The organism is Stenotrophomonas sp. YJH_SMC_27, assembly GCF_059369815.1.
The window spans coordinates 70,553-93,187 of sequence record NZ_JCAFTA010000016.1 but is presented as its reverse complement, the minus strand read 5'-3'; the positions used below and the strand labels follow the sequence as shown (position 1 = coordinate 93,187).

The 22,635-nt window shown below is 67.9% G+C and carries 21 protein-coding genes; 15 read left to right on the top strand and 6 right to left on the bottom strand.

Translation table 11 applies throughout. The features are described from left to right. Nucleotides 1-2: 2 nt before the first annotated feature. Nucleotides 3-1,073 carry a tRNA epoxyqueuosine(34) reductase QueG gene (gene queG / locus AC5P7R_RS19455; protein WP_019660528.1) on the bottom strand — a complete coding sequence of 357 codons (1,071 nt, stop codon included), beginning with the start codon at nucleotides 1,071-1,073 and terminating at the stop codon, nucleotides 3-5. Nucleotides 1,074-1,096: 23 nt separating this feature from the next. On the opposite strand from queG, the gene AC5P7R_RS19450 reads away from it, so the two are divergent. From AC5P7R_RS19450 to AC5P7R_RS19425, 6 genes are all read left to right on the top strand, one after another. Then, the gene (locus AC5P7R_RS19450) at nucleotides 1,097-2,581 is read left to right on the top strand and encodes an NAD(P)H-hydrate dehydratase (protein WP_134729894.1); all 1,485 of its coding nucleotides are present in this window, start codon (nucleotides 1,097-1,099) and stop codon (nucleotides 2,579-2,581) included. After that, the gene (tsaE, locus tag AC5P7R_RS19445; RefSeq protein ID WP_019660526.1) at nucleotides 2,578-3,060 is read left to right on the top strand and encodes a tRNA (adenosine(37)-N6)-threonylcarbamoyltransferase complex ATPase subunit type 1 TsaE; all 483 of its coding nucleotides are present in this window, start codon (nucleotides 2,578-2,580) and stop codon (nucleotides 3,058-3,060) included. The genes AC5P7R_RS19450 and tsaE overlap by 4 nt, the downstream gene beginning before the upstream one ends. Nucleotides 3,061-3,142: 82 nt before the next feature. Next, nucleotides 3,143-4,711, top strand: coding sequence for an N-acetylmuramoyl-L-alanine amidase (locus tag AC5P7R_RS19440; protein ID WP_021204165.1), 1,569 nt, complete (start codon nucleotides 3,143-3,145; stop codon nucleotides 4,709-4,711). A gap of 160 nt (nucleotides 4,712-4,871) precedes the next feature. After that, entirely contained in the window at nucleotides 4,872-6,776 is a 1,905-nt protein-coding gene (gene mutL, locus AC5P7R_RS19435; protein ID WP_021204166.1) for a DNA mismatch repair endonuclease MutL, read from the top strand. A gap of 11 nt (nucleotides 6,777-6,787) precedes the next feature. Further along, nucleotides 6,788-7,720, top strand: coding sequence for a DUF1684 domain-containing protein (locus AC5P7R_RS19430; protein ID WP_021204167.1), 933 nt, complete (start codon nucleotides 6,788-6,790; stop codon nucleotides 7,718-7,720). A 1-nt stretch (nucleotide 7,721) separates the two neighbouring features. Further along, on the top strand, nucleotides 7,722-8,675 hold the full coding sequence (locus AC5P7R_RS19425) for a TraB/GumN family protein (RefSeq protein WP_227853532.1): 954 nt from the start codon (nucleotides 7,722-7,724) through the stop codon (nucleotides 8,673-8,675). Between the two features lie 74 nt (nucleotides 8,676-8,749). Here AC5P7R_RS19425 and phaR read toward each other — a convergent pair whose 3' ends face one another. The 3 genes from phaR to gluQRS all read right to left on the bottom strand — a co-directional run bounded on the left by phaR (nucleotide 8,750) and on the right by gluQRS (nucleotide 11,143). Next, nucleotides 8,750-9,283, bottom strand: coding sequence for a polyhydroxyalkanoate synthesis repressor PhaR (gene phaR / locus AC5P7R_RS19420; RefSeq protein ID WP_031270734.1), 534 nt, complete (start codon nucleotides 9,281-9,283; stop codon nucleotides 8,750-8,752). Between the two features lie 182 nt (nucleotides 9,284-9,465). Then, nucleotides 9,466-10,206, bottom strand: a complete 741-nt coding sequence (phbB, locus tag AC5P7R_RS19415) for an acetoacetyl-CoA reductase (protein WP_005417754.1) — start codon at nucleotides 10,204-10,206, stop codon at nucleotides 9,466-9,468. Nucleotides 10,207-10,222: 16 nt separating this feature from the next. Next, a complete protein-coding gene (gene gluQRS / locus AC5P7R_RS19410) occupies nucleotides 10,223-11,143 on the bottom strand; it encodes a tRNA glutamyl-Q(34) synthetase GluQRS (protein ID WP_227853533.1) in 921 nt (306 codons plus the stop codon). Nucleotides 11,144-11,236: 93 nt separating this feature from the next. On the opposite strand from gluQRS, the gene htpX reads away from it, so the two are divergent. Further along, entirely contained in the window at nucleotides 11,237-12,103 is an 867-nt protein-coding gene (htpX, locus tag AC5P7R_RS19405) for a protease HtpX (RefSeq protein WP_207049767.1), read from the top strand. A gap of 247 nt (nucleotides 12,104-12,350) precedes the next feature. On the opposite strand, the gene AC5P7R_RS19400 is transcribed toward htpX, so the two are convergent. Beyond that, nucleotides 12,351-13,178, bottom strand: a complete 828-nt coding sequence (locus AC5P7R_RS19400) for an inositol monophosphatase family protein (protein WP_005417749.1) — start codon at nucleotides 13,176-13,178, stop codon at nucleotides 12,351-12,353. 120 nt (nucleotides 13,179-13,298) lie between these two features. On the opposite strand from AC5P7R_RS19400, the gene AC5P7R_RS19395 reads away from it, so the two are divergent. From AC5P7R_RS19395 to AC5P7R_RS19385, 3 genes are all read left to right on the top strand, one after another. Further along, the gene (locus tag AC5P7R_RS19395) at nucleotides 13,299-14,069 is read left to right on the top strand and encodes an RNA methyltransferase (protein WP_031270736.1); all 771 of its coding nucleotides are present in this window, start codon (nucleotides 13,299-13,301) and stop codon (nucleotides 14,067-14,069) included. A gap of 77 nt (nucleotides 14,070-14,146) precedes the next feature. Then, nucleotides 14,147-15,049: a phosphate/phosphite/phosphonate ABC transporter substrate-binding protein gene (locus AC5P7R_RS19390; RefSeq protein ID WP_425605100.1), complete on the top strand. Its 903-nt coding sequence runs from the start codon at nucleotides 14,147-14,149 to the stop codon at nucleotides 15,047-15,049. Beyond that, a complete protein-coding gene (locus AC5P7R_RS19385; protein ID WP_111097869.1) occupies nucleotides 15,046-17,172 on the top strand; it encodes a putative bifunctional diguanylate cyclase/phosphodiesterase in 2,127 nt (708 codons plus the stop codon). Before AC5P7R_RS19390 ends, AC5P7R_RS19385 begins: the two co-directional genes overlap by 4 nt. 79 nt (nucleotides 17,173-17,251) lie before the next feature. Here AC5P7R_RS19385 and epmB read toward each other — a convergent pair whose 3' ends face one another. Continuing rightward, on the bottom strand, nucleotides 17,252-18,292 hold the full coding sequence (epmB, locus tag AC5P7R_RS19380) for an EF-P beta-lysylation protein EpmB (protein ID WP_227853534.1): 1,041 nt from the start codon (nucleotides 18,290-18,292) through the stop codon (nucleotides 17,252-17,254). A 96-nt stretch (nucleotides 18,293-18,388) separates the two neighbouring features. On the opposite strand from epmB, the gene efp reads away from it, so the two are divergent. The 5 genes from efp (at nucleotide 18,389) to AC5P7R_RS19355 (ending at nucleotide 22,611) form a co-directional block, all read left to right on the top strand. Continuing rightward, complete coding sequence (gene efp, locus AC5P7R_RS19375; RefSeq protein ID WP_005410381.1) at nucleotides 18,389-18,955, top strand: elongation factor P; 567 nt, start codon at nucleotides 18,389-18,391, stop codon at nucleotides 18,953-18,955. Between the two features lie 163 nt (nucleotides 18,956-19,118). Then, nucleotides 19,119-20,462, top strand: a complete 1,344-nt coding sequence (locus AC5P7R_RS19370) for a TRZ/ATZ family hydrolase (RefSeq protein ID WP_019660513.1) — start codon at nucleotides 19,119-19,121, stop codon at nucleotides 20,460-20,462. Between the two features lie 24 nt (nucleotides 20,463-20,486). Then, a complete protein-coding gene (gene ubiG, locus AC5P7R_RS19365) occupies nucleotides 20,487-21,203 on the top strand; it encodes a bifunctional 2-polyprenyl-6-hydroxyphenol methylase/3-demethylubiquinol 3-O-methyltransferase UbiG (RefSeq protein ID WP_019660512.1) in 717 nt (238 codons plus the stop codon). Further along, complete coding sequence (locus tag AC5P7R_RS19360) at nucleotides 21,200-21,895, top strand: phosphoglycolate phosphatase (RefSeq protein ID WP_021204179.1); 696 nt, start codon at nucleotides 21,200-21,202, stop codon at nucleotides 21,893-21,895. The genes ubiG and AC5P7R_RS19360 overlap by 4 nt, the downstream gene beginning before the upstream one ends. A gap of 11 nt (nucleotides 21,896-21,906) precedes the next feature. After that, complete coding sequence (locus AC5P7R_RS19355) at nucleotides 21,907-22,611, top strand: squalene/phytoene synthase family protein (protein ID WP_019660510.1); 705 nt, start codon at nucleotides 21,907-21,909, stop codon at nucleotides 22,609-22,611. Nucleotides 22,612-22,635 lie beyond the last annotated feature (24 nt).

Here is a 22,635-nt window from a genome sequence, read left to right as displayed (position 1 = left end):
CGTCAGCGCACCGTGTGCTGGCCCAGTGCCCACTGCACGTGTTCACGCACCAGCGGCGAGGGATCGTCGATGCGGGTCTGCAGGGCAGCCAGCGCTTCGGCCGAGGACGGCGCATTGCCCAGCGCCACGGCGATGTTGCGCAGCCAGCGCTCATGGCCGCTGCGCCGGATCGGGCTGCCTTCGGTGCGGCGCAGGAACTCGGCTTCGTCCCAGGCGAACAGCTGGTCCAGGCGCGCGGTATCGAGGTTGTTGCGCGCGCGGAAATCGGCTTCGTCGGTACGCTTGGCGAACTTGTTCCAGGGGCAGACCAGCTGGCAGTCGTCACAGCCGTAGATGCGGTTGCCGATCAACGGCCGCATGTCTTCGGGGATGGCACCGTCGTGCTCGATGGTCAGGTAGGAAATACAGCGCCGCGCGTCCAGCCGCTGCGGGCCGGTGATCGCGCGGGTAGGGCAGACATCGATGCAGCGCGTGCAGGTGCCGCAGTGTGCCGTAGCCGGCGCATCGATCGGCAGCGGGATATCGATGTAGATCTCGCCGATGAAGAACCAGGAACCGCCGTTGCGGTCGATCAGGCAGGTGTGCTTGCCGATCCAGCCCAGCCCCGCGTTGCGCGCCAGTGCGCGCTCCAGCACCGGCGCCGAATCGACGAATACCCGGTAGCCCAGCGGTGCCACTTCATCGTTGATCTGCGTGGCCAGCTTCTGCAGGCGGTTGCGCATCAGCTTGTGGTAGTCGCGGCCCAAGGCGTAACGGGCCACGTAGGCGCGGCCCGGGTCGGCCAGGGTTGCCCAGGCTTCGGTGTCGTCCTTGTGGCTGTAGTCCATGCCTACCGAGATCACCCGCACCGTGCCGGGCAGCAGCTCGGCCGGGCGCGCGCGCAGGGTGCCGTGGCGCGCCATCCAGTCCATCGTGCCGTACAGGCCTTGGCCCAGCCAGTCGGCCAGGTGCGCCTCGTCCTCGCCCAGCTCGATGCCGGCGATGCCGCAGCGCTGGAAGCCATGCGCACGCGCCAGTTCGCGGATGCGCTGTACGGCCTGGGCCGGATCGACAGGGGCGGGGGCGGGAGACATATGCACCAGTATAAAATCCCCGCATGGCCAACCTTGCCGCTCTGTTCGATTCCGCTGCCGCGCGTGCGCTTGATGCGCAGGCCTCGGCACTGGCTGCCGAGGGCGGCTGGAGCCTGATGGCGCAGGCCGGCCACGCCGCCTGGCAGTGCCTGCTGCAGCATTGGCCACAAGCGCAGCGGATCGGCGTGGTGGTTGGCGCAGGAAACAACGGCGGCGATGGCCTGGTGCTGGCCCGCCATGCACGACAGGCCGGGCGTACGGTGACGGTGATCGCCTTGCCGGGCAAGCCACCGGCGACGTCGCTGGCGCAGCGTGCCGCATCGGAATTCAAGTCCGGTGGCGGCACCCTCACCGATTTCGACGGCGTGCTGCCCGAGGCCGATATCTGGGTCGATGCCCTGTTCGGTCTGGGCTTCGATCGCGTGCCGGAAGGTGTGGCGCAGGCGCTGATCGTCGCCCTCAACGCGCAGGCGGCACCGGTTCTGGCGCTGGACGTCCCCAGTGGCGTCGATGCCGATCGGGGCGCCGTACCGGGCGAAGCGGTGAAGGCTGCTTTGACCCTGCAGTTCATCGTGCCGCATCGCGGGCTGTATACCGGCGATGCGCTGGATCACTGTGGCCAGAAGGCGCTGGCGCCGCTGCAGCTGCCCGCGGCCGCATGGCAGGGCGTGTCACCTGCCGTGGAGCACTGGACCCAGGCGCGCTTGCCGGCACTGCTGCCGCCGCGCCGCGCCAACAGCCACAAGGGCGAATCCGGGCACGTGCTGTGCGTCGGCGGCAACCATGGCAGCGGCGGTGCCAGCGCCATGGCGGCCGAGGCCGCGCTGCGTGCCGGCGCCGGATTGCTGAGCCTGGGCACCCGCCGCGACCACGTCGGTCCACTGCTGGCTCGGCTGCCCGAGGCGATGACCCATGCACTGGAAGACGGCGATGTGCTGCCGGCGCTGCTGGACAAGGCCAGGGTGGTGGCGATCGGCCCCGGCCTGGGCCAGGACGAATGGGCACGCGCGCTGTTTGCGCAGGTGCTGGACAGCGACAAGCCGCTGGTGGTTGATGCCGATGCACTGAATCTGCTGGCGCAGGATCCGCGCGCGCTGCCGGACGCCATCCTTACGCCACATCCGGGCGAGGCCGCGCGCCTGCTCGGCTGCAGTACCGCTGACATCCAGGCCGATCGCTACCGTTGTGCGCAGGCGTTGGCCGAACGCTTCCACGCCGTGGTGGTGTTGAAGGGCGCAGGCAGCATCGTGACGGCGCCCGGGCAGGCGCCACGGCTGATCGCTGCAGGCAATCCCGGCATGGCCGTGGGAGGCATGGGCGATCTGCTCACCGGCATCATCGCCAGCCTGCGCGCGCAGGGCCTGGCCGCCTTCGACGCCGCCGCGGCCGGTGCGCTGCTGCATGGGCTCGCGGGCGACGCCGCGGCCGCCGATGGCGCGCGCGGCCTGCTTCCTACTGATCTGCTGTCGCCGTTGCGGCGACTGGCCAACCCGGAACTTTCCCGATGATCGATTTCTTCCTTGCCGACAGCGATGCCACTGAACTGCTCGGGCAATGGCTGGCGGCCACGCGGCCGCCGCAGGCGCTGGTCGAATTGCGCGGCGACCTGGGGGCCGGCAAATCCACCACGGCCCGCGCACTGCTGCGCGCGCTGGGTGTCCAGGGCGCCATCCGCAGCCCGACCTACACCCTGGTCGAGCGCTATCCGCTGGCCGGCGGTGGCGAGGCCTGGCATCTGGATCTGTACCGGATCGGGCAGGCCGGCGAACTCGATTTCCTCGGGCTGGACGAGGGCAGCGCGGTACTGTGGCTGGTTGAATGGCCGGAACGCGGTGCCGGTGCGCTGCCGCCAACCGACCTGGTGGTGGCGCTGGAGATCGAGGGACAAGGGCGTCGCGTTCGTCTCACTGGCGCCAGCGACGCGGGGCATGAATGGCTGAAACGGCTTCCCCAAGGAGGCGACTTGCAGGCCATATCTGTCGGCTGACGAGAACAAACACCGGCAGGTTACGGATTATTAAGGAAAAAGGTGTTGCATTCCGTTCAGCGCGGTGATTGAATCCTGAGCCATGCGCCCGGGGAACCGTCTCATCGCCATCTGTGCCGCCGTCGGACTGGGTCTGGCGAGCGTCAGCGCGTGGGCCGGTGAAATTCGCCAGGTCCTGCTGAATACCGGTGCCACCGGCACCCGTGCCGAGATCTCGCTGGTGGGCAGTGGCGGTTACAAGACGATGTCGTTGGCCGGACCGAACCGCCTGGTGGTCGATTTCCCGGACTCCAGCGCCGTACGCAACCTGAAAATGCCAGCGGCGCAGGGCGTGGTCACCGCGGTGCGCACCGGACAGCCGGTGCCGGGTACCTTCCGTGTCGTTTTCGACCTTGCTGAATCGGTGGCGCCGTTCCGCCCACAGATGCAGCGCGAGGGCAATGAATCCAAGCTGGTGATCGAATGGCCGGGCGATGGCCCGGCCGTGGCCGCCAGCCGTCCGGCAGCGACGCCAGCGGTGCCGCCGCAGGCGCCGGCCAACACGCCCGCACCGACGCCGACGCCGGCGGAGAGCGCGCAGGCGCGTACCGATGCCGCGCGTGCCACGGCGCTGCTGACTGCCCAGGTGCGGCAGCAGGCCAGTGCCACCGCCGCCGCGCCGGCCACGCCTACCCCGGCGCCATCCACCGCGCCGGCCCAGGTCGCGGCGGCGGGTACCGTGGCCAGCAGTTCGCCTTCTTCCTCGCCGGCCGCGATCCTCGCTGGGCAGCGCACCGCAGCGGTGGTGACCACGCCGCCGGCCACGGTGCCTGCGCCGGCACCGACGCCGGTGGAACCGCCGCGCCCGGCCATGCCCAGTGATGCCTCCCGCATCCGCATGCAGGCCGGCATGCGCCATCTGGTGGTGGCCATCGATCCCGGTCACGGAGGCCAGGATCCGGGCGCGATCGGCCCGACCGGCAAGCGTGAGAAGGATGTCACTTTGGCGGTGGCGCGGGAACTGGCCCGTCAGGTCAATGCGACGCCGGGCCTGAAGGCCTACCTGACCCGCGACAGTGACGTGTTCATTCCGCTGCCGATGCGCGCGCAGAAGGCGCGTGCGAACAAGGCCGACATCTTCATTTCCATCCATGCCGACGCGGCCGAGAACCGTTCGGCCACCGGTTCGTCGGTGTACGTGCTGTCGACCAAGGGTGCCTCTTCGCAGCGCGCCCGTTGGCTGGCAGACAAGGAAAACGCGGCCGATCTGGTCGGTGGCGTTCGCCTGCAGCAGACCGAGGGCACGCTTGCCAATGTGCTGCTGGACCTGGCGCAGAGCGGCTACATGAAGGCGTCCGAAGACGCCGCCGGCCACGTGCTGGGCGGCCTTAAGCGGATCGGCAACAACCACAAGCCGAACATCGAGCGCGCCAACTTCGCGGTGCTGCGTACGTCGGACATGCCGGCGATGCTGGTGGAAACCGCGTTCATCTCCAACCCGGATGAAGAGCGTCGCCTGACCGACCCGGCCTACCAGCGCAAGATCGCCGGTGCCGTGCTCGATGGCGTGCACACCTTCTTCAGCCGCCAGCCACCGCCGGGCACGCTGTACGCGGCCCGTGCCCAGGCGGAGATCGACGCCGCAGCCACCATGGCCGGCGGCAGCAAGTAATCCGCTTCCTGTAGAGCGCGGTAGAGTCGACTGTTGGTTGACTACGTGCGCAGCGCGGGGCTTTTCGGCGCCCGGGCGGAGAGCAGTCGACTGACAGTCGACTCTACCCACGGGCGCTCCGCTATCATCGACCCATGAAGTCTGCTGCCCATCATCTCCCATGAGCGCGCCCGGTCCGCGCCCGATCCGGCCCTTGCCGGAGATCCTGATCAACCAGATCGCCGCTGGCGAAGTGGTCGAGCGTCCCGCTTCGGTGGTCAAGGAGCTGGTCGAGAACGCGATCGACGCCGGTGCCAGCCGCGTAGATATCGATCTTGAAGAGGGCGGTGTACGCCTGATCCGCATCCGCGACAACGGCAGTGGCATCGCGCCGGAGCAGCTGCCGCTGGCGGTATCGCGCCACGCGACCAGCAAGATCGCCGATCTGGACGATCTTGAATCGGTGGCCACGCTCGGTTTCCGTGGCGAAGCGCTGCCGTCGATCGCCTCGGTCAGTCGCTTCACCCTGGCCTCGCGTCGCGCACATGACGAGCATGGTTCCGCGCTGCAGATCGAAGGCGGGAAGATCGGTGAGGTGACGCCGCGCGCGCATGCGCCGGGTACCACGGTGGAAGTGCGCGAGCTGTTTTACAACGTACCGGCGCGGCGCAAGTTCCTGCGCGCCGAGCGCACCGAGCTGGGCCATATCGAAGAATGGCTGCGCTCGCTGGCCCTGGCGCGGCCGGACGTCGAACTGCGCGTGTCCCACAACGGCAAGGCCTCGCGCCGTTACAAGCCGGGCGATCTGTATTCCGATACGCGATTGGCAGAAACGCTGGGCGAGGATTTCGCCAACCAGGCCGTGCGCGTGGATCACAGTGGCGCCGGCCTGCGCCTGCATGGCTGGATCGCGCAGCCGCATTACTCGCGTGCCAGCGCCGACCAGCAGTACCTGTACGTCAACGGCCGTTCGGTGCGCGATCGCAGCGTCGCCCACGCGGTGAAGATGGCGTACGGCGATGTGCTGTACCACGGTCGGCAGCCGGCCTATGTGCTGTTCCTCGAACTGGACCCGACCCGTGTTGATGTCAACGTGCACCCGGCCAAGCACGAGGTGCGCTTTCGTGATTCGCGGCTGGTGCATGACTTCGTCTATCGCACGCTGAAGGACGCGTTGGCTGATACCCGCGCGGGCATGTCGGCGCAGGAGATCGGTGCGGGTCCGGTGCATCCGGTGGACGCCGCTGCTGCATCGATGGCATCGAGCGCGGGCGCATCGGGTTTCGGGCTGGTGCGTGGGCCTGCGCCCGGTGCCGGCTCGGGCGCAGGCGGCGGTGGCTTTTCCGGCTGGCGCCCGCAGCAGCCCCTTGGGCTGCAGGTTGCTGATGCTCCGGCGGCCTACGCCGCGCTGTATGCCACGCCGGCCGGTGCCGAGCCCGGGGCGGCGCTGCCGCCGATGCCGACCGAGAACGGACTGCCGGTCACCAGTGCCGATGCCGGAGTGCCGCCGCTGGGCTATGCGATCGCGCAGCTGCACGGCATCTACATCCTGGCCGAGAACGCCGAAGGCCTGATCGTGGTCGACATGCATGCCGCACACGAACGCATCGGCTACGAGCGCCTGAAGAACGCGCACGATGGCATCGGCCTGCAGTCGCAGCCGTTGCTGGTGCCGATCACGCTGGCGGTGGGCGAGCGCGAGGCCGATACCGCCGAAAGCGAAGCCGACACGCTGGCCGCACTCGGCTTCGAAGTGACCCGTGCCGGCCCCGGTTCACTGCACGTGCGCAGCATACCGGCACTGCTGGCGCATGCCGAACCGGAAGGCCTGCTGCGCGACGTGCTGACCGACCTGCGCGAGCACGGCCAGAGCCGCCGCGTGGCCAGCGCGCGCGACGAGCTGCTGTCGACCATGGCCTGCCACGGCGCGGTGCGTGCCAACCGTCGCCTGACCGTGCCGGAGATGAACGCGCTGCTGCGCGACATGGAGATCACCGAGCGGTCCGGCCAATGCAACCACGGCCGGCCGACCTGGGCCCGTTTTTCGCTGGCGGAGATCGACCGCTGGTTCCTGCGCGGACGTTGAGGGGAGCATCGATGCGTTATCGGGGAATGGGCGGCCTGCTGGTCGCCATGGTGTTGGCCGCCTGCAGCCCCGCGCCGCCGCCGGCACCGGCTTCGGCCGCGGAGGATCCGTCCTATGCCGCCGGGCAGCAGCAGTGGCGGGTGGCACGCTATCAGGACCTGACCCGCCCGGACGGTTGGACAGCGCTGGTCGGCCTGCACTGGCTGCAGAACAGATCGCACTTTGTCGGCAGTGGCGCGACCAATGGCATCCGCCTGGCGGTGGGGCCGGACAAGCTGGGCCTGCTGCGCCGCGAAGGCAGCCAATGGTGGTTCACTCCCGAAGCCGGTACGGACGTCAGCCATGGGGGCAAACCGGTCCGCGGCCGCATCCGCATCGACACCGACAAGGATCCGCAGCCGACGCTGCTGGCCTTCGATGGTGGCAAAGGCCAGCTCAGCATCATCCGTCGCGGTCCGCGCGATGCGCTGCGGGTCAAGCACGCCGATGCGCCTGCACGCCGTGGGTTCGCCGGCCTGGAGTACTGGCCGGGCGGTCCTGACTGGCAGGTGCAGGCGCGCTTCATCGCGCACCCGCCAGGCAAGACCCTGCCGATCGTCGATATCACTGGCTTGACCACCGAGATGCCGAACGCGGGCGCGGTCGAGTTCCAGCGTGATGGCCGCAACTGGCGGCTGGAGGCGATAGGTGCACCCGGGCAGCCGCTGTTCCTGATCTTCGCCGACCGCACCAGCGGTCGCGGCAGCTATCCGGCTGGGCGTTACCTGGACACCGATGCGCCAGGCGCCGATGGTACGGTGCGCATCGATTTCAACCATGCCTACAACCCACCGTGTGCGTTCACCGCCTATGCAACCTGCCCGTTGGCGCCGCCTGAAAACCGGCTGGACCTGCGCGTGGAAGCGGGCGAGAAGGTCTACCACCTGCCTGAAGGAGAAGGCTGAGATGCCGATCAGATCACTGTTGTGTGCCGCCGTTCTGTTGGCGGCCTGTGCGCTGGCACCGCTGGTTGCAGCACGTACCCTGCAAGCCGACACCGCTGGCGCAGCGGCGGCCAGGCCGCCGGTGCCGTTGCTGTGGAAAGTGACTGGCCCAGGCGACTCACGCCTCTACCTGCTCGGTTCCTTCCACCTGCTGAAGCCGCAGGACTACCCGCTGTCGCCCGATGTCGAACAGGCGTTCGAGGCCTCACAGCGGGTAGTGTTCGAACTGTCGCCGGAAGACATGCAGTCGCCCCAGCTGGCCAGCCGCATGGTGCAGGCGGCGATCCGCACCGATGGCAGCGAGCTGAAGCGTGATCTGGATGCGGCCACCTGGCAGAAGCTGCAGGCCTTTGCTGCCGAGAACCAGTTGCCGCTGGCGCAGATGCAGGGCATGAAGCCCTGGTTCGTCGGCCTGAGCATTTCGATCGGGCAGATGCAGAAGCTCGGCCTGGACCCGGCGCTGGGCCTGGACCGCCACTTCATGGAGCGCGCGCAGAAGACCGGCCGCAAGACGGCGGGACTGGAGGACATTGATACCCAGATCGGCATGCTTGACGGAATGACGCTGCAGGAACAGCGGCAGATGCTGGCCGAAGCACTGGACCAGGCCGGCAAGGCCGATGAGCAGGCGCGGCTGCTGCATGATGCGTGGCGCCGCGGTGATGATCGCCTGCTGTGGACCAAGATGGCGGCAGAGATGCGCCAGCAGTACCCGCAGCTGTACCAGCGCATCAACACCGGGCGCAACGATGCCTGGGTGCCGAAGCTGCAGCCGTACCTGCAGGCCGGGCAGGGCGGTACGCTGGTGGTGGTCGGCACGCTGCACCTGCTGGGCAGTGATGGCGTGGTCGAGAAACTGAAGGCGAAAGGGTACAAGGTCGAGCGCGTGTGCTCGGCGTGCAAGGCGAAACGCTGACGTATCGTTGGCGCGATCCAGACAGAAACGGCGCGCCAGGGGCGCGCCGTTTTCGTGTCAGCCTGTGAAGCGGCTCAGCGGCGGGTCTTGCTGCCGGTGCCGGTGCCCGGTTCGTTCGGCTTGTTGCCGGTGCCCGTGCCCGTGCCGGTGCCGCCCGGGCGCGGGCCACCGAAGCCGCTGCCCATGCTGCGCTGGAATTCCTGCCACAGCTCCAGGTTGCGCTCGGTCAGCTGGTTCATCATCGCCCACGGGGTCTGGCCCAGCAGGTTGCCCATCTGCTGGCGGAACTGTTGCTGCTGGTCGAGGAAGACCTGCATGCTGCGCTCCAGGTAGTTGCCCATGAAGCCCTGCAGGGAATCGCCGTAGAAGCGGATCAGCTGGCTCAGCAGCTGCGTGGACAGCATCGGTTCGCCGTCCTGTTCCTGGTCGGCGATGATCTGCAGCAGGACCGATCGCGTGAGGTCGTCGCCGCTCTTGGCGTCGCGGACTTCGAAGTCTTCACCGTCCAGGATCAGCTGGCGCACGTCCTCGATGGTGATGTAGCTGGAGATCTCGGTGTCGTAGAGACGGCGGTTCGGATACTTCTTGATGATGCGGGTCGCAGCCATGAAGCGGTACTCGTCACAGTAGACGCGCAGCATGGCGCAGTGCAGCAGCGGTTGCAACCGCCCCAGCCCCCGCCAGGCTTGGCTTTCAGGGGCGATCATGTTGCGCAACAAGGGTTTGCGTGCTGCGCAGCATGACCATCGGCAGGGGCCGCCGGTGCATGCCGCGGCGCCCCCTGCGCGGCTCACCAGCCCATGTGGTGGCCGCCGTTGATGTCCAGGTTGCTGCCGGTGATCCACGAGGCTTCCTCGGCCACCAGGAAAGACACGCCATAGGCGATTTCTTCCGGCTTGCCGAGGCGCCCGGTGGGAATGTCGGCGATGATCTTGGCGCGCACGTCCTCCGGAACCGCCATCACCATGTCGGTGGCGACGTAGCCGGGCGAAATGGTGTTGACCGTGATGCCGAAGCCGGCGTTCTCGCGGGCCAGCGAGATGGTGAAGCCGTGCATGCCGGCCTTGGCCGCAGCATAGTTGGCCTGGCCGTACTGGCCCTTCAGGCCGTTGATCGAGCTGATCTGGATGACCCGGCCCCAGCCGCGGCGGCGCATGCCTTCGATGACCGGCCGGGTGACGTTGAACACCGAGTTGAGATTGGTGTTGATCACATCGTGCCACTGGTCCGCGCGCATGCGGTGGAAGGTGGTGTCACGGGTGATGCCGGCGTTGTTGACCAGGATCTCGACCGGGCCCAGCTCGGCCTCGACCGCACGCACCAGCGCCTCGGCGCTGCCTGGATCGGAGACATCGCCCGGGAAGATCGACACGCTGTAGCCGCGCTCGGTCATCGCCTGCTGCCATGCGCGGGCCTTGTCCTCGTCGCGGTAATTGGTGGCGACCCGGTGGCCCTGGTCGGCCAGGCGTTGGCAGATGGCGGTACCGATGCCGCCGGTTCCGCCGGTGACCAGTGCGACGCGAGATGTCATGGAATGCTGTCCGGAATCAGGTGGGGGAAGGGGGATTCTGCAACATCGGCGCGGAAAGTGCGCCGGCCGGCAACAGGACGTCGGTCCGCGGCAGCCGCGCCGGGTCGAACGCCCGTTGCGCAGCCTCCAGCAGCGCATCCCGCTCATCGGCGCCGTCCAGTGCGGCAGGCGCCTGGCCCAGCAGCTGCCAGAGCGCGCGCAATACCGGCACCGGCCGCGTGCTGTCCACCGGCAGCGACGCCAGCGACTTGGACAGTTTGTGCCCCGGGGCATCGAGCAGCAGCGGCAGGTGCCAGTAGCGTGGCACGGCCAGGCCCAGCGCCTGCTGCAGCAGGATCTGCCGCGCGGTGGAATCGAGCAGGTCGGCGCCGCGCGCCACTTCGGTCACGCCCTGTTCGGCGTCATCGACCACCACGGCCAACTGGTAGGCCCAGCAGCCATCTGCACGGCGCAACACGAAGTCGCCAACCTCGGCATGCACGTCCTGCTGCTGCGGGCCGCGCAGGCCATCGTCGAAGTGCACGATGCTGCCCGGCGGCACGCGGAAGCGGACGGCAGGGTCCGGTCGCCGTTGCCGCGCAACGCAGCGGTGATGGATGCCGCCGTTGGCGGCCAACTCGCTGCGGCTGCAGTGGCAGATGAAGGCCAGATCGCTGGCCAGCAGCACGTCCAGTGCGGCCTGGTAGGCCTCGCCGCGGGTGCTCTGCCAGAGGATCGGGCCGTCGTGGGCGAGGCCGAACGAGGCCAGCGCCTGCAGCTGTGATGTGGCGGCACCGGGCACGGTGCGCGGCGGATCGACGTCTTCGATGCGCAGCCGCCACAGGCCGCCATGGTGGCGGGCCAGCAGCCAACTGCCGAAGGCGGCGAGCAGGGATCCGGGATGGAGCAGGCCGGTCGGCGAGGGCGCGAAACGGCCGCAGGGAATGGGGGAGGTCATGCTGGCTGAATCGTCGGTCAGGTTGGCGCTTGAATTCAAGCTGACCACGCCGCAAATTGACCGGTATCGACCCCTTCCGAGCCGGATTTTCCCATGTTTACCCGCATTGCCCTGTTCCTGGCGACCAACTTCGCGGTCCTGATCCTCGCCAGCATCGTGATGTCGCTGGCGGGAACCGACCCGAGCAAGATGAGCGGTCTGCTGATCATGGCCGGCATCTTCGGTTTCGGTGGCTCCTTCATCTCGCTGCTGCTGTCCAAGTGGATGGCCAAGCGCTCCACCGGTGCGGTGGTGATCACCGAGCCGCGCAACCCGACCGAACGCTGGCTGCTGGCCACCGTCGAGCGCCAGGCCAAGGCGGCCGGTATCGGCATGCCCGAAGTAGCGGTGTACGAGGGCCCGGAGATCAATGCCTTCGCCACCGGCGCCAACCGCAACAACGCGCTGGTGGCGGTGTCCACCGGCCTGCTGCACAACATGAGCGAGGACGAGGCCGAAGCGGTGCTGGGCCACGAGATTGCCCACGTCGCCAACGGTGACATGATCACCATGGCGCTGCTGCAGGGCGTGCTGAACACCTTCGTGATCGTGCTGGCCCGCGTGGTCGGCGGCATCATCGACAGCGCGCTGTCGGGCAACCGCGAAGGCGGTGGCCGTGGCTTCGCCTACTACATCATCGTGTTCGTGCTGGAGATGGTGTTTGGCCTGTTCGCGACGATGATTGCCATGTGGTTCTCGCGCCACCGCGAGTTCCGCGCCGATGCAGGCGGTGCCTCGCTGGCTGGCCGCCAGAAGATGATCGCCGCGCTGGAGCGCCTGCAGCTCAACCACGGCCAGAGCACGCTGCCGACCCAGATCGCCGCGTTCGGTATTGCCGGTTCGACGGCCAAGAAGCTGTTCATGAGCCACCCGCCGCTGGAAGAGCGCATCGCCGCGCTGCGCGCCTCGACGGTGGCGTAAGCCTCCGTGCTTCCACGGTAGTGCAGGAACGCCTGGCCCCGCGCCGGGCGTTTTTGTTTTGCGCGCGCACGCATTGGTGGCGCCAGGCGATGCCTAGGATCATTTCCGCGACCGCGGAGGGGTGTCACTTTCTTTGCGCGCAAAGAAAGTGACACCCCTCCGCGGTCGCGGAAACGACTCTCCGTGCGCACAAACGAAAACGGCACCTTCGCAGGCGCCGTCTCCATGAACCGCTTTACGCGAAACCTCAGAACTTCGCGTCGAACTCGGCGGCGTAGCCGGTGTTCACCAGCACCTTCTGCAGCGACTCGGCCACCTTCAGGTTGCCGGCTACGATCTGGTGGGTCTCCGGGCCACGGTTGTCCATGCGGCCCAGGGTCGCGCCCTTGAAGTCACAGACCTTGCCGCCCGCCTCGCGGACCAGCAGCAGGCCGGCGGCGATGTCCCACGCCTTCACACCGGCTTCGAAGTAGGCGTCGGCGCGGCCGCAGGCCACGTAGGCCAGGTCCAATGCGGCCGAACCGGTGCGGCGGATGTCCTCGCCGTGCACCAGCAGGGCGTCGACCGCCTTCAGCTGGGCGCTGGCGCGGCTGCGCTCGCGCGGGGCGAAACCGGTGTGGATCATCGTGCCTTCCAGATCCTTGCGGTCGGCCACGCGGATGCGGCGGTCGTTCAGCACGGCGCCGGCACCACGGCTGGCGGTGAACAGTTCATTGCGCAGCGGGTCGAAGATGACCGCGTCGGTCGGCTCGCCGTTCTCGACCAGCGCGATCGACACGCAGTAGTGCGGCACGCCACGCAGGTAGTTGCTGGTGCCGTCCAGCGGGTCGATGACCCACATCTGGCGACGCTCGCCCTGCACGCCACCTTCTTCACCGAAGATGCCGTAGTCCGGGTAAGCGCGCTTGAGTTCCTTGACGATGACCTTTTCCGCGTCCGCATCCACTTCGCTGGCGTAGTCCATCCGGCCCTTCTGCACCACGTTCAGTGCCTCGAGCTTGTTGATGTTGCGCAACAGGACGTTGCCGGCGAGGCGGGCGGCCTTGACCATGACGGTGACGGCGGGTTTCTGCATGGCGTGGGCTCCCGGAAAGGCAGAAGAGATGGACTGGCGGGGGAAAAGAGCGGGTCCGGCGCAGTGGCCGGCCGCACAGTTTACCATTGGTCATCGTCCAGCTCGACCTTTTCCCTGTTCATGTCCCAGTTTCCCGCCGCCACCCGCCTCCGATTCGTCCTGGTCGGTACCCAGCATCCCGGCAACATGGGGGCCGCCGCCCGTGCCCTGAAGACCATGGGCCTGGCCCGCCTGGTGCTGGTCGCTCCCGAAAAGCCTCTGGACGAGGAGGCCTTCCGCCGCTCGGCCGGGGCCGAAGATGTGCTGGGGGACGCCCCGGTGGTCGCCACCCTGGCCGAGGCCGTGGCCGATTGCCGCCTGGTGCTGGGCTGCACCGCGCGTGCCCGCCGCGTGCAGCTGGAGGAGTACCTGCCGGCCGATGCCGCCGCCCGCGCGGTGGCCAAGGCGGGCGAGGGCGCCGAGGTGGCGCTGGTGTTCGGTCGTGAGCGCACCGGCCTGACCAACGAGGAACTGCAGCTCTGCCATGCGGCGGTGCACATCCCGTCCGATCCTGAGTTCAGCTCGCTCAACCTGGCGGCCGCCGTACAGGTGCTGGCCTATGAAACGCGCATGCAGCTGCTGGGCGCGCAGCCGGCCCCCAATGCCGAGCCCGGCTTCCGCGAACAGGCCGCCAGCCATGAGCAGATGGAGAGCTTCTTCGCCCAGCTCGGCGACACGCTGGACGAGATCGATTTCCACAAGGGCCGCGCGCCGGAATCGGCGATGCGCAAGCTGCGCCGCCTGTTCCTGCGTAGCGAGCCAAGCGAGCAGGAAGTGCGCCTGTTGCGCGGCATCCTCGCCGACACCCAGCGCATGGCGCGACTGGCACAAGCAGGCAACAAGAACAGCTGACGACGTTCTCATTTTTTCGGGTAGTCTGTCTGGATACCCAGGGGGGGATGAAGCCTGTGTCGGGTCTGCGAAAGGCAATGCAGGGGGGACTGCTGAGCCTGGCCATGGTCCTGCTGGCCGGGACGGTGCGTGCAGCACCGGACCACGTGCTGGTGCTGGGCCGGATCAGCGATGATCCCAAGGCCCACTACGAGCAGCTTCAGCCCTTGCTGGATTACGTGGTGGCGCGCATGCACGACGTTGGCATCAAGGAGGGAAGGATCCTGATGGCACGCGATCCACAGCAGATGGCCAGCTATCTGCGGCGCGGTCGTGTCGACTGGGTCACGGAAACCTCGGGTACGGCGGTGGCGCTGGGCCAGCGCAGTGGCGCCCGTCCGCTGCTGCTGACCGAGCGCAACGGTGTGCGGGAGTACCAGACGGTTTTCTTCGTGCGCCGCGACAGCCCGATCCAGCGCATGCAGGATCTGCGGGGCCATCGCCTGGCCCTGCAGAACACGGCGTCCACCAGTGCCTACCTGGTGCCGGTGATGACGTTGCTGCAGGAAGGCCTGTCGCCGCAGATCCTGGCCGGTGCATGGGACATGCCGGGCCGGGACAGCGTGGGCTACGTATTTGCACGCAGCGAGCTGAACATCGCGACGTTCGTGCACAAGGGGGTGGTTGACGTGGGAGCGGTGAGCAGCGTGGACTGGAATGACGAACGGCGGATGCCAGCAGCGTTCCGGCGCGACTTCCGCGAGCTGTTGCGCACCGAACCCTACCCGCGTGCGGTGGAGATGGTCCGCGCCGACCTTGATCCACGCGTGCGCGATCGCCTGCAGGAAGTGCTGCTGCAGGCGGCCGGCGACCCGCGGGCACGGGGAGCGCTGCATCGGTTTTTTGGCACTTCCGGGTTCCACCGTGTCGATGCGCATGCGCAGCAGCGGCTGGATGAATTGAAACAAGGATTGACGCGCGTGCGGATGGAAGTGGAATGAAGTGGCTTGGCTCGGGGATGCAGGCCCGGTTCCTGCTCGCGATGGGCGGGGCAATGGTCGTGGTGATCGCGATCCTGGCAGTGTTGTTGGGGCGGCAGGCGGCGATGCAGGGCGAGGTGCGCAACCTCAGCGGTGGCGTCATCCATGAATTGTTCGACCGCAGCGTGCGCAGCCGCGGCGAGGCGATGGCGCGTGAACTGTCCGACGCCCTGGCCAACCCGTTGTACTACCGTGACCTGGACCAGGTTGGCGTACTGGTGCGCAGTACTGCGCGCCAGCCCGTGGTGCGCTACGTGCTGGTGTTCGACGAACGCGGCCGGCTGGTTCACGACGGCTCGGTCGAAGTATCCGGTTTCGGCCAGCCGATGGCTGATCCTCTTGCACCCAAGGCCGCGGCTGCGCAGGCGCTGGTCGTGCAGGAGTCGCCGAAGGTGCTCGACAACACCATGCCGATCATGGTTGGCAACCAGCGCATTGGCGGCGTCCGCGTCGGCATGGCGCTGGATGAGGTGCAGCAGCGCGAGCAGGCAGCCAACGCCACCTTGGGCGAACGCCTGCAGCAGGTCGGCAGCCGTCACCTGGGCTGGCTGCTGTTGATGCTGGGCCTACTGGTGGTGATCGGCGTGGTCGTGATCCTGTACGTGCAGCGTACTCTGGTTGCGCCGATCCGTGATCTTGCCGTCGCTGCCCGTCGCATCGAGGCGGGCGACTACCAGACGCCGCTGGCCGAGAACACCCGCGACGACGAGGTGGGTGAACTGGTGCGCGGTTTTGCCCGCATGCGTGATGCGATCGCCCGCCATGACCGCGAAGTGCGGCGCATGGCCTATACCGACGCGTTGACCGGGCTGACCAACCGGCTGGCATTCCGCGAGGCGCTTGATCATCGGTTGATGGCTGCCCGTGCCGCCAATCACCGGTTGGGCCTGTTGTTCGCCGATATCGACGACTTCAAGCGAGTCAATGACACCCTTGGCCACGAAGCTGGCGATGAAGCACTGCTGCAGTTTGCACAGCGTATCGATCGCGCGGTCACCGAAGCCGGGGGCGATGAAGCCCTGTTGGCGCGCTTCGGCGGAGATGAGTTCGTGATCCTGGTGGGCGATGGTGATGTGGCCGCAAATGCGCGGCTGCTGGCTGAAGTGCTGGTGCGGGAGCTGGGCAAGCCGCTGGTGGTGCAGGGCCGGGAACTGTTCCTGGGTACCTCGATCGGCGTGACCCTGTTCCCTGACGATGCGGCCGATGCCACCACCCTGCTGAAGAACGGCGACATTGCCATGTACCAGGCAAAGATGGCGGGCAAGAACTGCTATCGCTATTACAGCCGGGCGATGGACCATGCAGTCGAGCGTCGCGTGCATATGGAACAGGAGCTGCGCGGCGCCTGGGAGCGCGGCGAACTGCGCCTGGCCTACCAGCCGATCTTCCGCATGCGCGACCGCCGCATGGTCGGCGTTGAAGTGCTGCTGCGCTGGCAGCACCCGACCCTGGGCACGATCCCGCCTTCGGTGTTCATCGAGGTGGCCGAGCAGAGTGGCCTTATCGAAGTCATTGGCCCGAAGGTGCTGCGTGCGGCCTGCATGGAGGCCGCGCAATGGCCGCGCGGGACGGCCGGGGACGACCTGTTCGTGTCGGTCAACGTGTCGCCACGGCAGTTGCGCGGCGGCGAACTGCCGGCACTGGTGGCGCAGTGCCTGCATGAGTCCGGGCTACCGGCCTCGCGCCTGCATCTGGAGCTGACCGAAACCGCCGTGATCGGCGACGAGATGGTGGCCGCACAGCTGCTGGACAAGCTGCACCGCACCGGCGTGAAGGTCTGGCTGGACGATTTCGGCACCGGCTTCTCCGGTCTCAGCCATCTTCGCCAGGTACCGGTGGACGGGGTGAAGATCGACAAGAGCTTCGTGGCCGACATGCAGCGCGATCCCGACGATCTGGCGCTGACCACGGCGATCATCGCCATGGCCCACGCACTGGGCATCACCGTGGTGGCCGAGGGCATCGAGCAGCAGGCGCAGTTCGACCTGCTGGTGCAGCGCGGCTGCGATCTTGGCCAGGGCTACTGGCTGAGTCATCCGGTGACCGCCACCGAAGTGGTGCGGATGATCGAATCGGGCCTCTGACCGACACAAAAAAAGGGACGGAGGGGATTAAGTCGCTTGTGCATTTGCGACTTAATCCCCTCCGTCCCCTTTTTTGGGGCTACAGCGGACGCTTGCTCGGGTCGCCGGGCAGTTCGCGCACCAGTTTCGGGATCAGATAACCGGACAGGCGCGCGGTCAGGCCGGCAATCAGCGCCTTGGCCTGGGCGTCATCCACTTCGAAGTGGGCCACGCCCTCGACCCGGTCCAACTGATGCAGGTAGTAGGGAAGCACGCCGGCGTCGAAGCTGCGCTCGCTCAGGTCCTGCAGGGCCTGCACGCTGTCATTGACCCCGCGCAGCAACACCGCCTGGTTCAGCAGTTGGGCGCCGGTAGCGCGCAGGCGGGCCATCGCCGCGTCCACGCTGGCGTCGAATTCATTGGCATGGTTGGCGTGGACCACGATCGCCAGCGGCCAGGGCAGACTGCCCAGCCAGGAGACCAGCTCATCGTCCACGCGCTCGGGCAGCACGATCGGCAGCCGGGTGTGGATGCGCAGGCGGTGGATATGCGGGATGGCGCGCAGGGCATCGGTCAGTTCGACCAGCTTGTGCGTGGCCAGCGACAGGGGGTCACCGCCGGACAGGATCACCTCGTCGATGTCCGGGTCGGCGGCGATGGCGGCTGCGGCCTCCTGCCAGCCACCCTTGGCGGCGTTCTCCGCGCCATAGTCGAAGTGGCGGCGGAAGCAGTAGCGGCAGTTGATCGCGCAGCTGCCGGTGGCGACCAGCAGGGCGCGGCCACGGTACTTCTGGATGACGCCGGTGGCCTTCCTGGCGGCGCCATCGCCCACCGCATCGAAGCTGAACCCGGGCGCGGGACGCATTTCCTCGTCGATCGGCAGCACCTGGCGCAGCAGCGGATCGGCCGGATCACCCTTGCGCATGCGGGCCACGAACCCCTCCGGTACGCGCAGCGCGAACTGGGCCATGGCCGCTTCCGAGACGCCCAGCGCGGCCGGGTCCAGCTGCAGCCGGGCCAGCAGGGCCTGTGGGTCGCGCAGTGCCTGGCGCCAGAGCTGCTGCCAGCGCGCGGGCGCGCCTGGCGACTGGGGCCGGGGGAAGGCGGAAAGCTGCATGGAGAGGGGGCCTGCGGTTATCATGGGGGCAGAAAAACAGTCGCCCACCGGCATCCGGTGGGCTTTCCATTCTAACGGCTCGCCGCACCCGCGGCGTTTCTGCCACTCAGGAGTTTACGCATGGCCAGCTACGGCATGAACGACGTCAAGAACGGGATGAAGATCCTGGTCAACAACCAACCGGCCGTCATCATCGACACCGAATACGTCAAGCCGGGCAAGGGCCAGGCCTTCACCCGCGTGAAGTACCGCCTGATCAAGGACGGCCGTACCCAGGAAGTGACCATGAAGTCGACCGACTCGCTGGATGCAGCCGACGTCGTCGACACCGACATGAACTTCATGTACAGCGATGGCGAGTACTGGCACTTCATGGATCCGGAATCCTTCGAGCAGGTCCAGGCCACCAAGGCCGGCATGGGCGGCGCCGAGAAGTGGCTGAAGGGCGAAGAGTCCTGCGTGGTCACCCTGTGGAACGGTGAGCCGATCTTCGTGCAGCCGCCGAACTTCGTCGAGCTGAAGATCACCGAGACCGATCCGGGCGTCCGTGGCGACACCTCGGGCGGCGGCGGCAAGCCGGCCACCCTGGAAACCGGCGCCGTGGTCCGCGTGCCGCTGTTCGTCAACCAGGACGAAGTGATCCGCGTCGACACCCGTTCGGGCGAGTACTCCGCACGCGTCAAGTAATCCGGCGCAGCCGGATTACCTGTAGAGCCGAGCCATGCTCGGCTTTCCGGGCATAACCCGGAACCCGTTGCTGGCGCCCATGGCGCCGCAGCGGACAGCCGCCGGGCATGGCCCGGCGCTACCGCCTCCCGCCAGGCCCTTCTCCAATAGCCAGTGAGCCCGCATGAGCGATAGCCCGCACCTCCCCGAAGCCTGCGACCTGCTCATCGAAGCCGGTTACGTCGTTCCGATCGAGCCGCATGCGGTGGTGCTGGAAGACCATGCCGTCGCCGTGCGTGGCAGCGAGATCGTGGCCATCCTGCCGCGTGCCGAGGCGCGCGCGCGCTTCCGTGCCGCCCAGGTAGTCAGTCGCCCCGAGGCCGCGCTGATGCCGGGCCTGGTCAACGCCCACACGCACAACCCGATGACCCTGCTGCGCGGCGTCGCCGACGACCTGCCGCTGATGACCTGGCTGCAGCAGCACATCTGGCCGGTGGAAGCGGCGGTGATCGGCCCCGAATTCGTTGCCGACGGCACCACCCTGGCCATCGCCGAGATGCTGCGCGGCGGCACCACCTGCGCCAACGAGAACTACTTCTTCGGCGACGTGCAGGCCGCGGTCTACAAGAAACACGGTTTCCGCGCGCTGGTGGGCGCGGTCATCATCGATTTCCCCACCGCCTGGGCCAAGACCGACGACGAGTACTTCGCCAAGGCCGGTGAACTGCACGACCAGTGGCGCACCGATCCGCTGATCGCCACCGCGTTCGCGCCGCATGCGCCTTACACGGTCAACGATGCCAACTTCGAGCGGGTGCGGATGCTGTCCGACCAGCTCGACATGCAGGTGCATCTGCATACCCACGAGACCGCGCAGGAAATCAACGATTCGATCAGGCTGCACGGCCAGCGCCCGCTGGCGCGGCTGGATCGGCTCGGCCTGGTCAACGACCGCCTGATTGCGGTGCACATGACCCAGCTGACCGATGCAGAAATCCACCTGTGCGCCGAGCGCGGCGTGAGCGTGGTGCATTGCCCCGAATCCAACCTGAAGCTGGCCTCCGGTTTCTGCCCGGCCTGCGCCCTGCAGCGCGCAGGCGTGAACCTGGCGATCGGTACCGATGGCTGCGCCAGCAACAACGACCTGGACATGTTCAGCGAGAACCGCACCGCGGCGATCCTGGCCAAGGCCGTGGCCGACGACGCCACTGCACTGGATGCGGCAACCACGCTGCGCGCGTCCACGCTGGGTGGCGCACGCGCGCTGGGCTTCGGTGACCGCATCGGCTCGATCGAAGTCGGCAAGCAGGCCGACCTGGTCTGCGTCGACCTGTCTGCGCTGGAAACCCAGCCGCTGCACAACGTGCTGTCGCAACTGGTGTACGCCACCGGCCGCCAGCAGGTCAGCGACGTCTGGATCGCCGGCAAGCCGAAGCTGGTGCAGCGCGAGCTGGTCGGCATGGACCTGCCGGGCATCATCGCCAACGCGCGCCAGTGGCGCGAGCGCATCCGTCATATCCGCGCCTGATCCCTGGCGCCGCAAGGACCCCTCATGACTGCCCCCCACGCTTCCTCCAATTTCGATCAGGCCGAGCTGGACAAGTTCGCCGCGCTGGCCAACCGCTGGTGGGACGCTGACGGCCCGCAGAAGCCGCTGCATGCGCTGAACCCGGTGCGCCTGAAATACGTGGCCGACCGCGTGCCGCTGCGCGGCGCACGTGTGCTCGACATCGGTTGCGGTGGCGGCCTGTTGAGCGAAGCGCTGGCCCAGGCCGGCGCCGATGTCACCGCCATCGACCTGGCCCCGGAGCTGGTGAAGGTCGCGCGCCTGCATGCGCTGGAAAGCGGCGCCAAGGTCGACTACCGCGTGCAGGCCGCCGAGGATCTGGCCGCCGAGCAGCCGGGCAGTTTCGATGTGGTCACCTGCATGGAAATGCTTGAGCACGTGCCCGACCCGGGCGCGATCATCGACGCCTGCAATCGCCTGCTGAAGCCGGGCGGCCACCTGTTCCTGTCGACCATCAACCGCACCGCCGCCGCGTTCGCGGTGGCGATCGTCGGCGCCGAGTACGTGGCGCGACTGCTGCCCAAGGGCACGCACCACTACCAGGAATTCATCAAGCCGGCCGAGCTGGCGCGCTGGCTGCGCGAGGCTGATGTGCAGCTGGTGGATGTCAGTGGCATGGCTTACGAGCCGTGGCGCAACCATGCCCGCCTGAGCAGCCGCACCGACATCAACTATCTGGCCTACGCGGTCAAGCCGGCATGACCTCTGCACGCTTCCCGCGCGCGGTGCTGTTCGATCTGGATGGCACCTTGCTGGACAGCGCGCCGGACTTCGTCGCTACCTGCAACGCGATGCTGGCCGAACGTGGTCGTGCACCCATCGATCCGGCTGCACTGCGCCCGGTGGTGTCGAAGGGCTCGCGGGCGATGGTCTCGGCTGCCTTCCCGGAACTGGACGTCGCCGCACGTGACGCGCTGATCCCGGAATTCCTGCAGCGCTACGAAGCGCTGATCGGCCAGCACGCAGTGCTGTTCGACGGCGTGGCCGGCATGCTCGCCGCGCTGGATGAGGCCGGTACGGTGTGGGGCATCGTCACCAACAAGCCGGAGTACCTGGCGCGCCTGATCCTGCCGCAACATGGTTGGCAGCAGCGTTGCGCGGTGCTGGTCGGCGGTGACAGCCTGGCCGAGCGCAAGCCTCACCCGCTGCCGCTGCTGCACGCTGCGCAGGCTATTGGCGTTGCTGCCGAAGACTGCGTGTACGTGGGTGACGACGAGCGCGACATCATCGCCGCGCGGGCCGCGGCCATGCCGTCGGTGGCGGCGCTGTGGGGCTACCGCCTGCACAGCGACGATCCGCTGGCCTGGCAGGCCGACGTGCTGGTCGAGAACGCTGAACTTCTGCAACTGGCCAGTCTCTGGCCGACCCGGCCGGCAGCCCCGGCCCAGCCGTAAGGAATGGTGTAGTGAGCAGTACCGCGCTGGACAGTTTCCTCGACAAGTGGCGCAGCCGTTGGCCGGAATGGTCGGTGGCCGCCCCGTTCGTGGCCGAATCGCAACGCGAGCTGGCCGTGGCGTGGTTTGCGCTGCTGCAGGAGTTCGACGACATGCTCAACACCAGCGGCGACCCGTTGCCGGCCGACGCCAAGCTGGCGTGGTGGGGCGAGGAGCTGCGCAGTTGGGCCGGGCATCGTTCGCGCCATCCGCTGGGCCGGCTGCTGGAGCCGGTGCGTGCGCCGTGGGCGCAGTTGGCCGAAGCGCTGCCGGATCTGGTTGAAGCACGCACCGTCGCGCCCGATGCAGCCGGCGCCGAGCGCGCGCTGGCCAACTACGCCGAGGCCGTAGCCGCAGTGGAGGCAACCTTGTTCGCGGACAAGCCGCGCACCGGTGCCGGTCGCGCGGTGCAGCTGCAGACCCTGGCCCAGCGCCTGCAGGATGCCGGCGTGGCCGGTGTGCCGCGCAGCCTGCTGGACGGTGATGCCAGCACCGCTGCGCAGCGCTGGGCGCAGCATCTGTTGAAGGGGTGGGGCACCCGCGTGCCCGGCCCGCGCCCGCGCCGCGTGTGGTCCAGCCTGGCACGTGCCCGTGTGGCCGCGCAGGCCGCAGGCAAGCCGATCGAAGCCACTCCGGTGCGCACCCTGCTGCGCGTGTGGTGGGCGGCGCGCGGCTGATCCCGCGCTCCGCCGGGCATGGCC

What these genes read in the sequence shown, in the direction of transcription:
- queG (WP_019660528.1), bottom strand. Translation starts at nt 1,073, where the DNA reads ATGTCTCCCGCCCCCGCCCCTGTCGATCCGGCCCAGGCCGTACAGCGC.
- AC5P7R_RS19450 (WP_134729894.1), top strand. Translation starts at nt 1,097, where the DNA reads ATGGCCAACCTTGCCGCTCTGTTCGATTCCGCTGCCGCGCGTGCGCTT.
- tsaE (WP_019660526.1), top strand. Translation starts at nt 2,578, where the DNA reads ATGATCGATTTCTTCCTTGCCGACAGCGATGCCACTGAACTGCTCGGG.
- AC5P7R_RS19440 (WP_021204165.1), top strand. Translation starts at nt 3,143, where the DNA reads ATGCGCCCGGGGAACCGTCTCATCGCCATCTGTGCCGCCGTCGGACTG.
- mutL (WP_021204166.1), top strand. Translation starts at nt 4,872, where the DNA reads ATGAGCGCGCCCGGTCCGCGCCCGATCCGGCCCTTGCCGGAGATCCTG.
- AC5P7R_RS19430 (WP_021204167.1), top strand. Translation starts at nt 6,788, where the DNA reads ATGCGTTATCGGGGAATGGGCGGCCTGCTGGTCGCCATGGTGTTGGCC.
- AC5P7R_RS19425 (WP_227853532.1), top strand. Translation starts at nt 7,722, where the DNA reads ATGCCGATCAGATCACTGTTGTGTGCCGCCGTTCTGTTGGCGGCCTGT.
- phaR (WP_031270734.1), bottom strand. Translation starts at nt 9,283, where the DNA reads ATGGCTGCGACCCGCATCATCAAGAAGTATCCGAACCGCCGTCTCTAC.
- phbB (WP_005417754.1), bottom strand. Translation starts at nt 10,206, where the DNA reads ATGACATCTCGCGTCGCACTGGTCACCGGCGGAACCGGCGGCATCGGT.
- gluQRS (WP_227853533.1), bottom strand. Translation starts at nt 11,143, where the DNA reads ATGACCTCCCCCATTCCCTGCGGCCGTTTCGCGCCCTCGCCGACCGGC.
- htpX (WP_207049767.1), top strand. Translation starts at nt 11,237, where the DNA reads ATGTTTACCCGCATTGCCCTGTTCCTGGCGACCAACTTCGCGGTCCTG.
- AC5P7R_RS19400 (WP_005417749.1), bottom strand. Translation starts at nt 13,178, where the DNA reads ATGCAGAAACCCGCCGTCACCGTCATGGTCAAGGCCGCCCGCCTCGCC.
- AC5P7R_RS19395 (WP_031270736.1), top strand. Translation starts at nt 13,299, where the DNA reads ATGTCCCAGTTTCCCGCCGCCACCCGCCTCCGATTCGTCCTGGTCGGT.
- AC5P7R_RS19390 (WP_425605100.1), top strand. Translation starts at nt 14,147, where the DNA reads ATGCAGGGGGGACTGCTGAGCCTGGCCATGGTCCTGCTGGCCGGGACG.
- AC5P7R_RS19385 (WP_111097869.1), top strand. Translation starts at nt 15,046, where the DNA reads ATGAAGTGGCTTGGCTCGGGGATGCAGGCCCGGTTCCTGCTCGCGATG.
- epmB (WP_227853534.1), bottom strand. Translation starts at nt 18,292, where the DNA reads ATGATAACCGCAGGCCCCCTCTCCATGCAGCTTTCCGCCTTCCCCCGG.
- efp (WP_005410381.1), top strand. Translation starts at nt 18,389, where the DNA reads ATGGCCAGCTACGGCATGAACGACGTCAAGAACGGGATGAAGATCCTG.
- AC5P7R_RS19370 (WP_019660513.1), top strand. Translation starts at nt 19,119, where the DNA reads ATGAGCGATAGCCCGCACCTCCCCGAAGCCTGCGACCTGCTCATCGAA.
- ubiG (WP_019660512.1), top strand. Translation starts at nt 20,487, where the DNA reads ATGACTGCCCCCCACGCTTCCTCCAATTTCGATCAGGCCGAGCTGGAC.
- AC5P7R_RS19360 (WP_021204179.1), top strand. Translation starts at nt 21,200, where the DNA reads ATGACCTCTGCACGCTTCCCGCGCGCGGTGCTGTTCGATCTGGATGGC.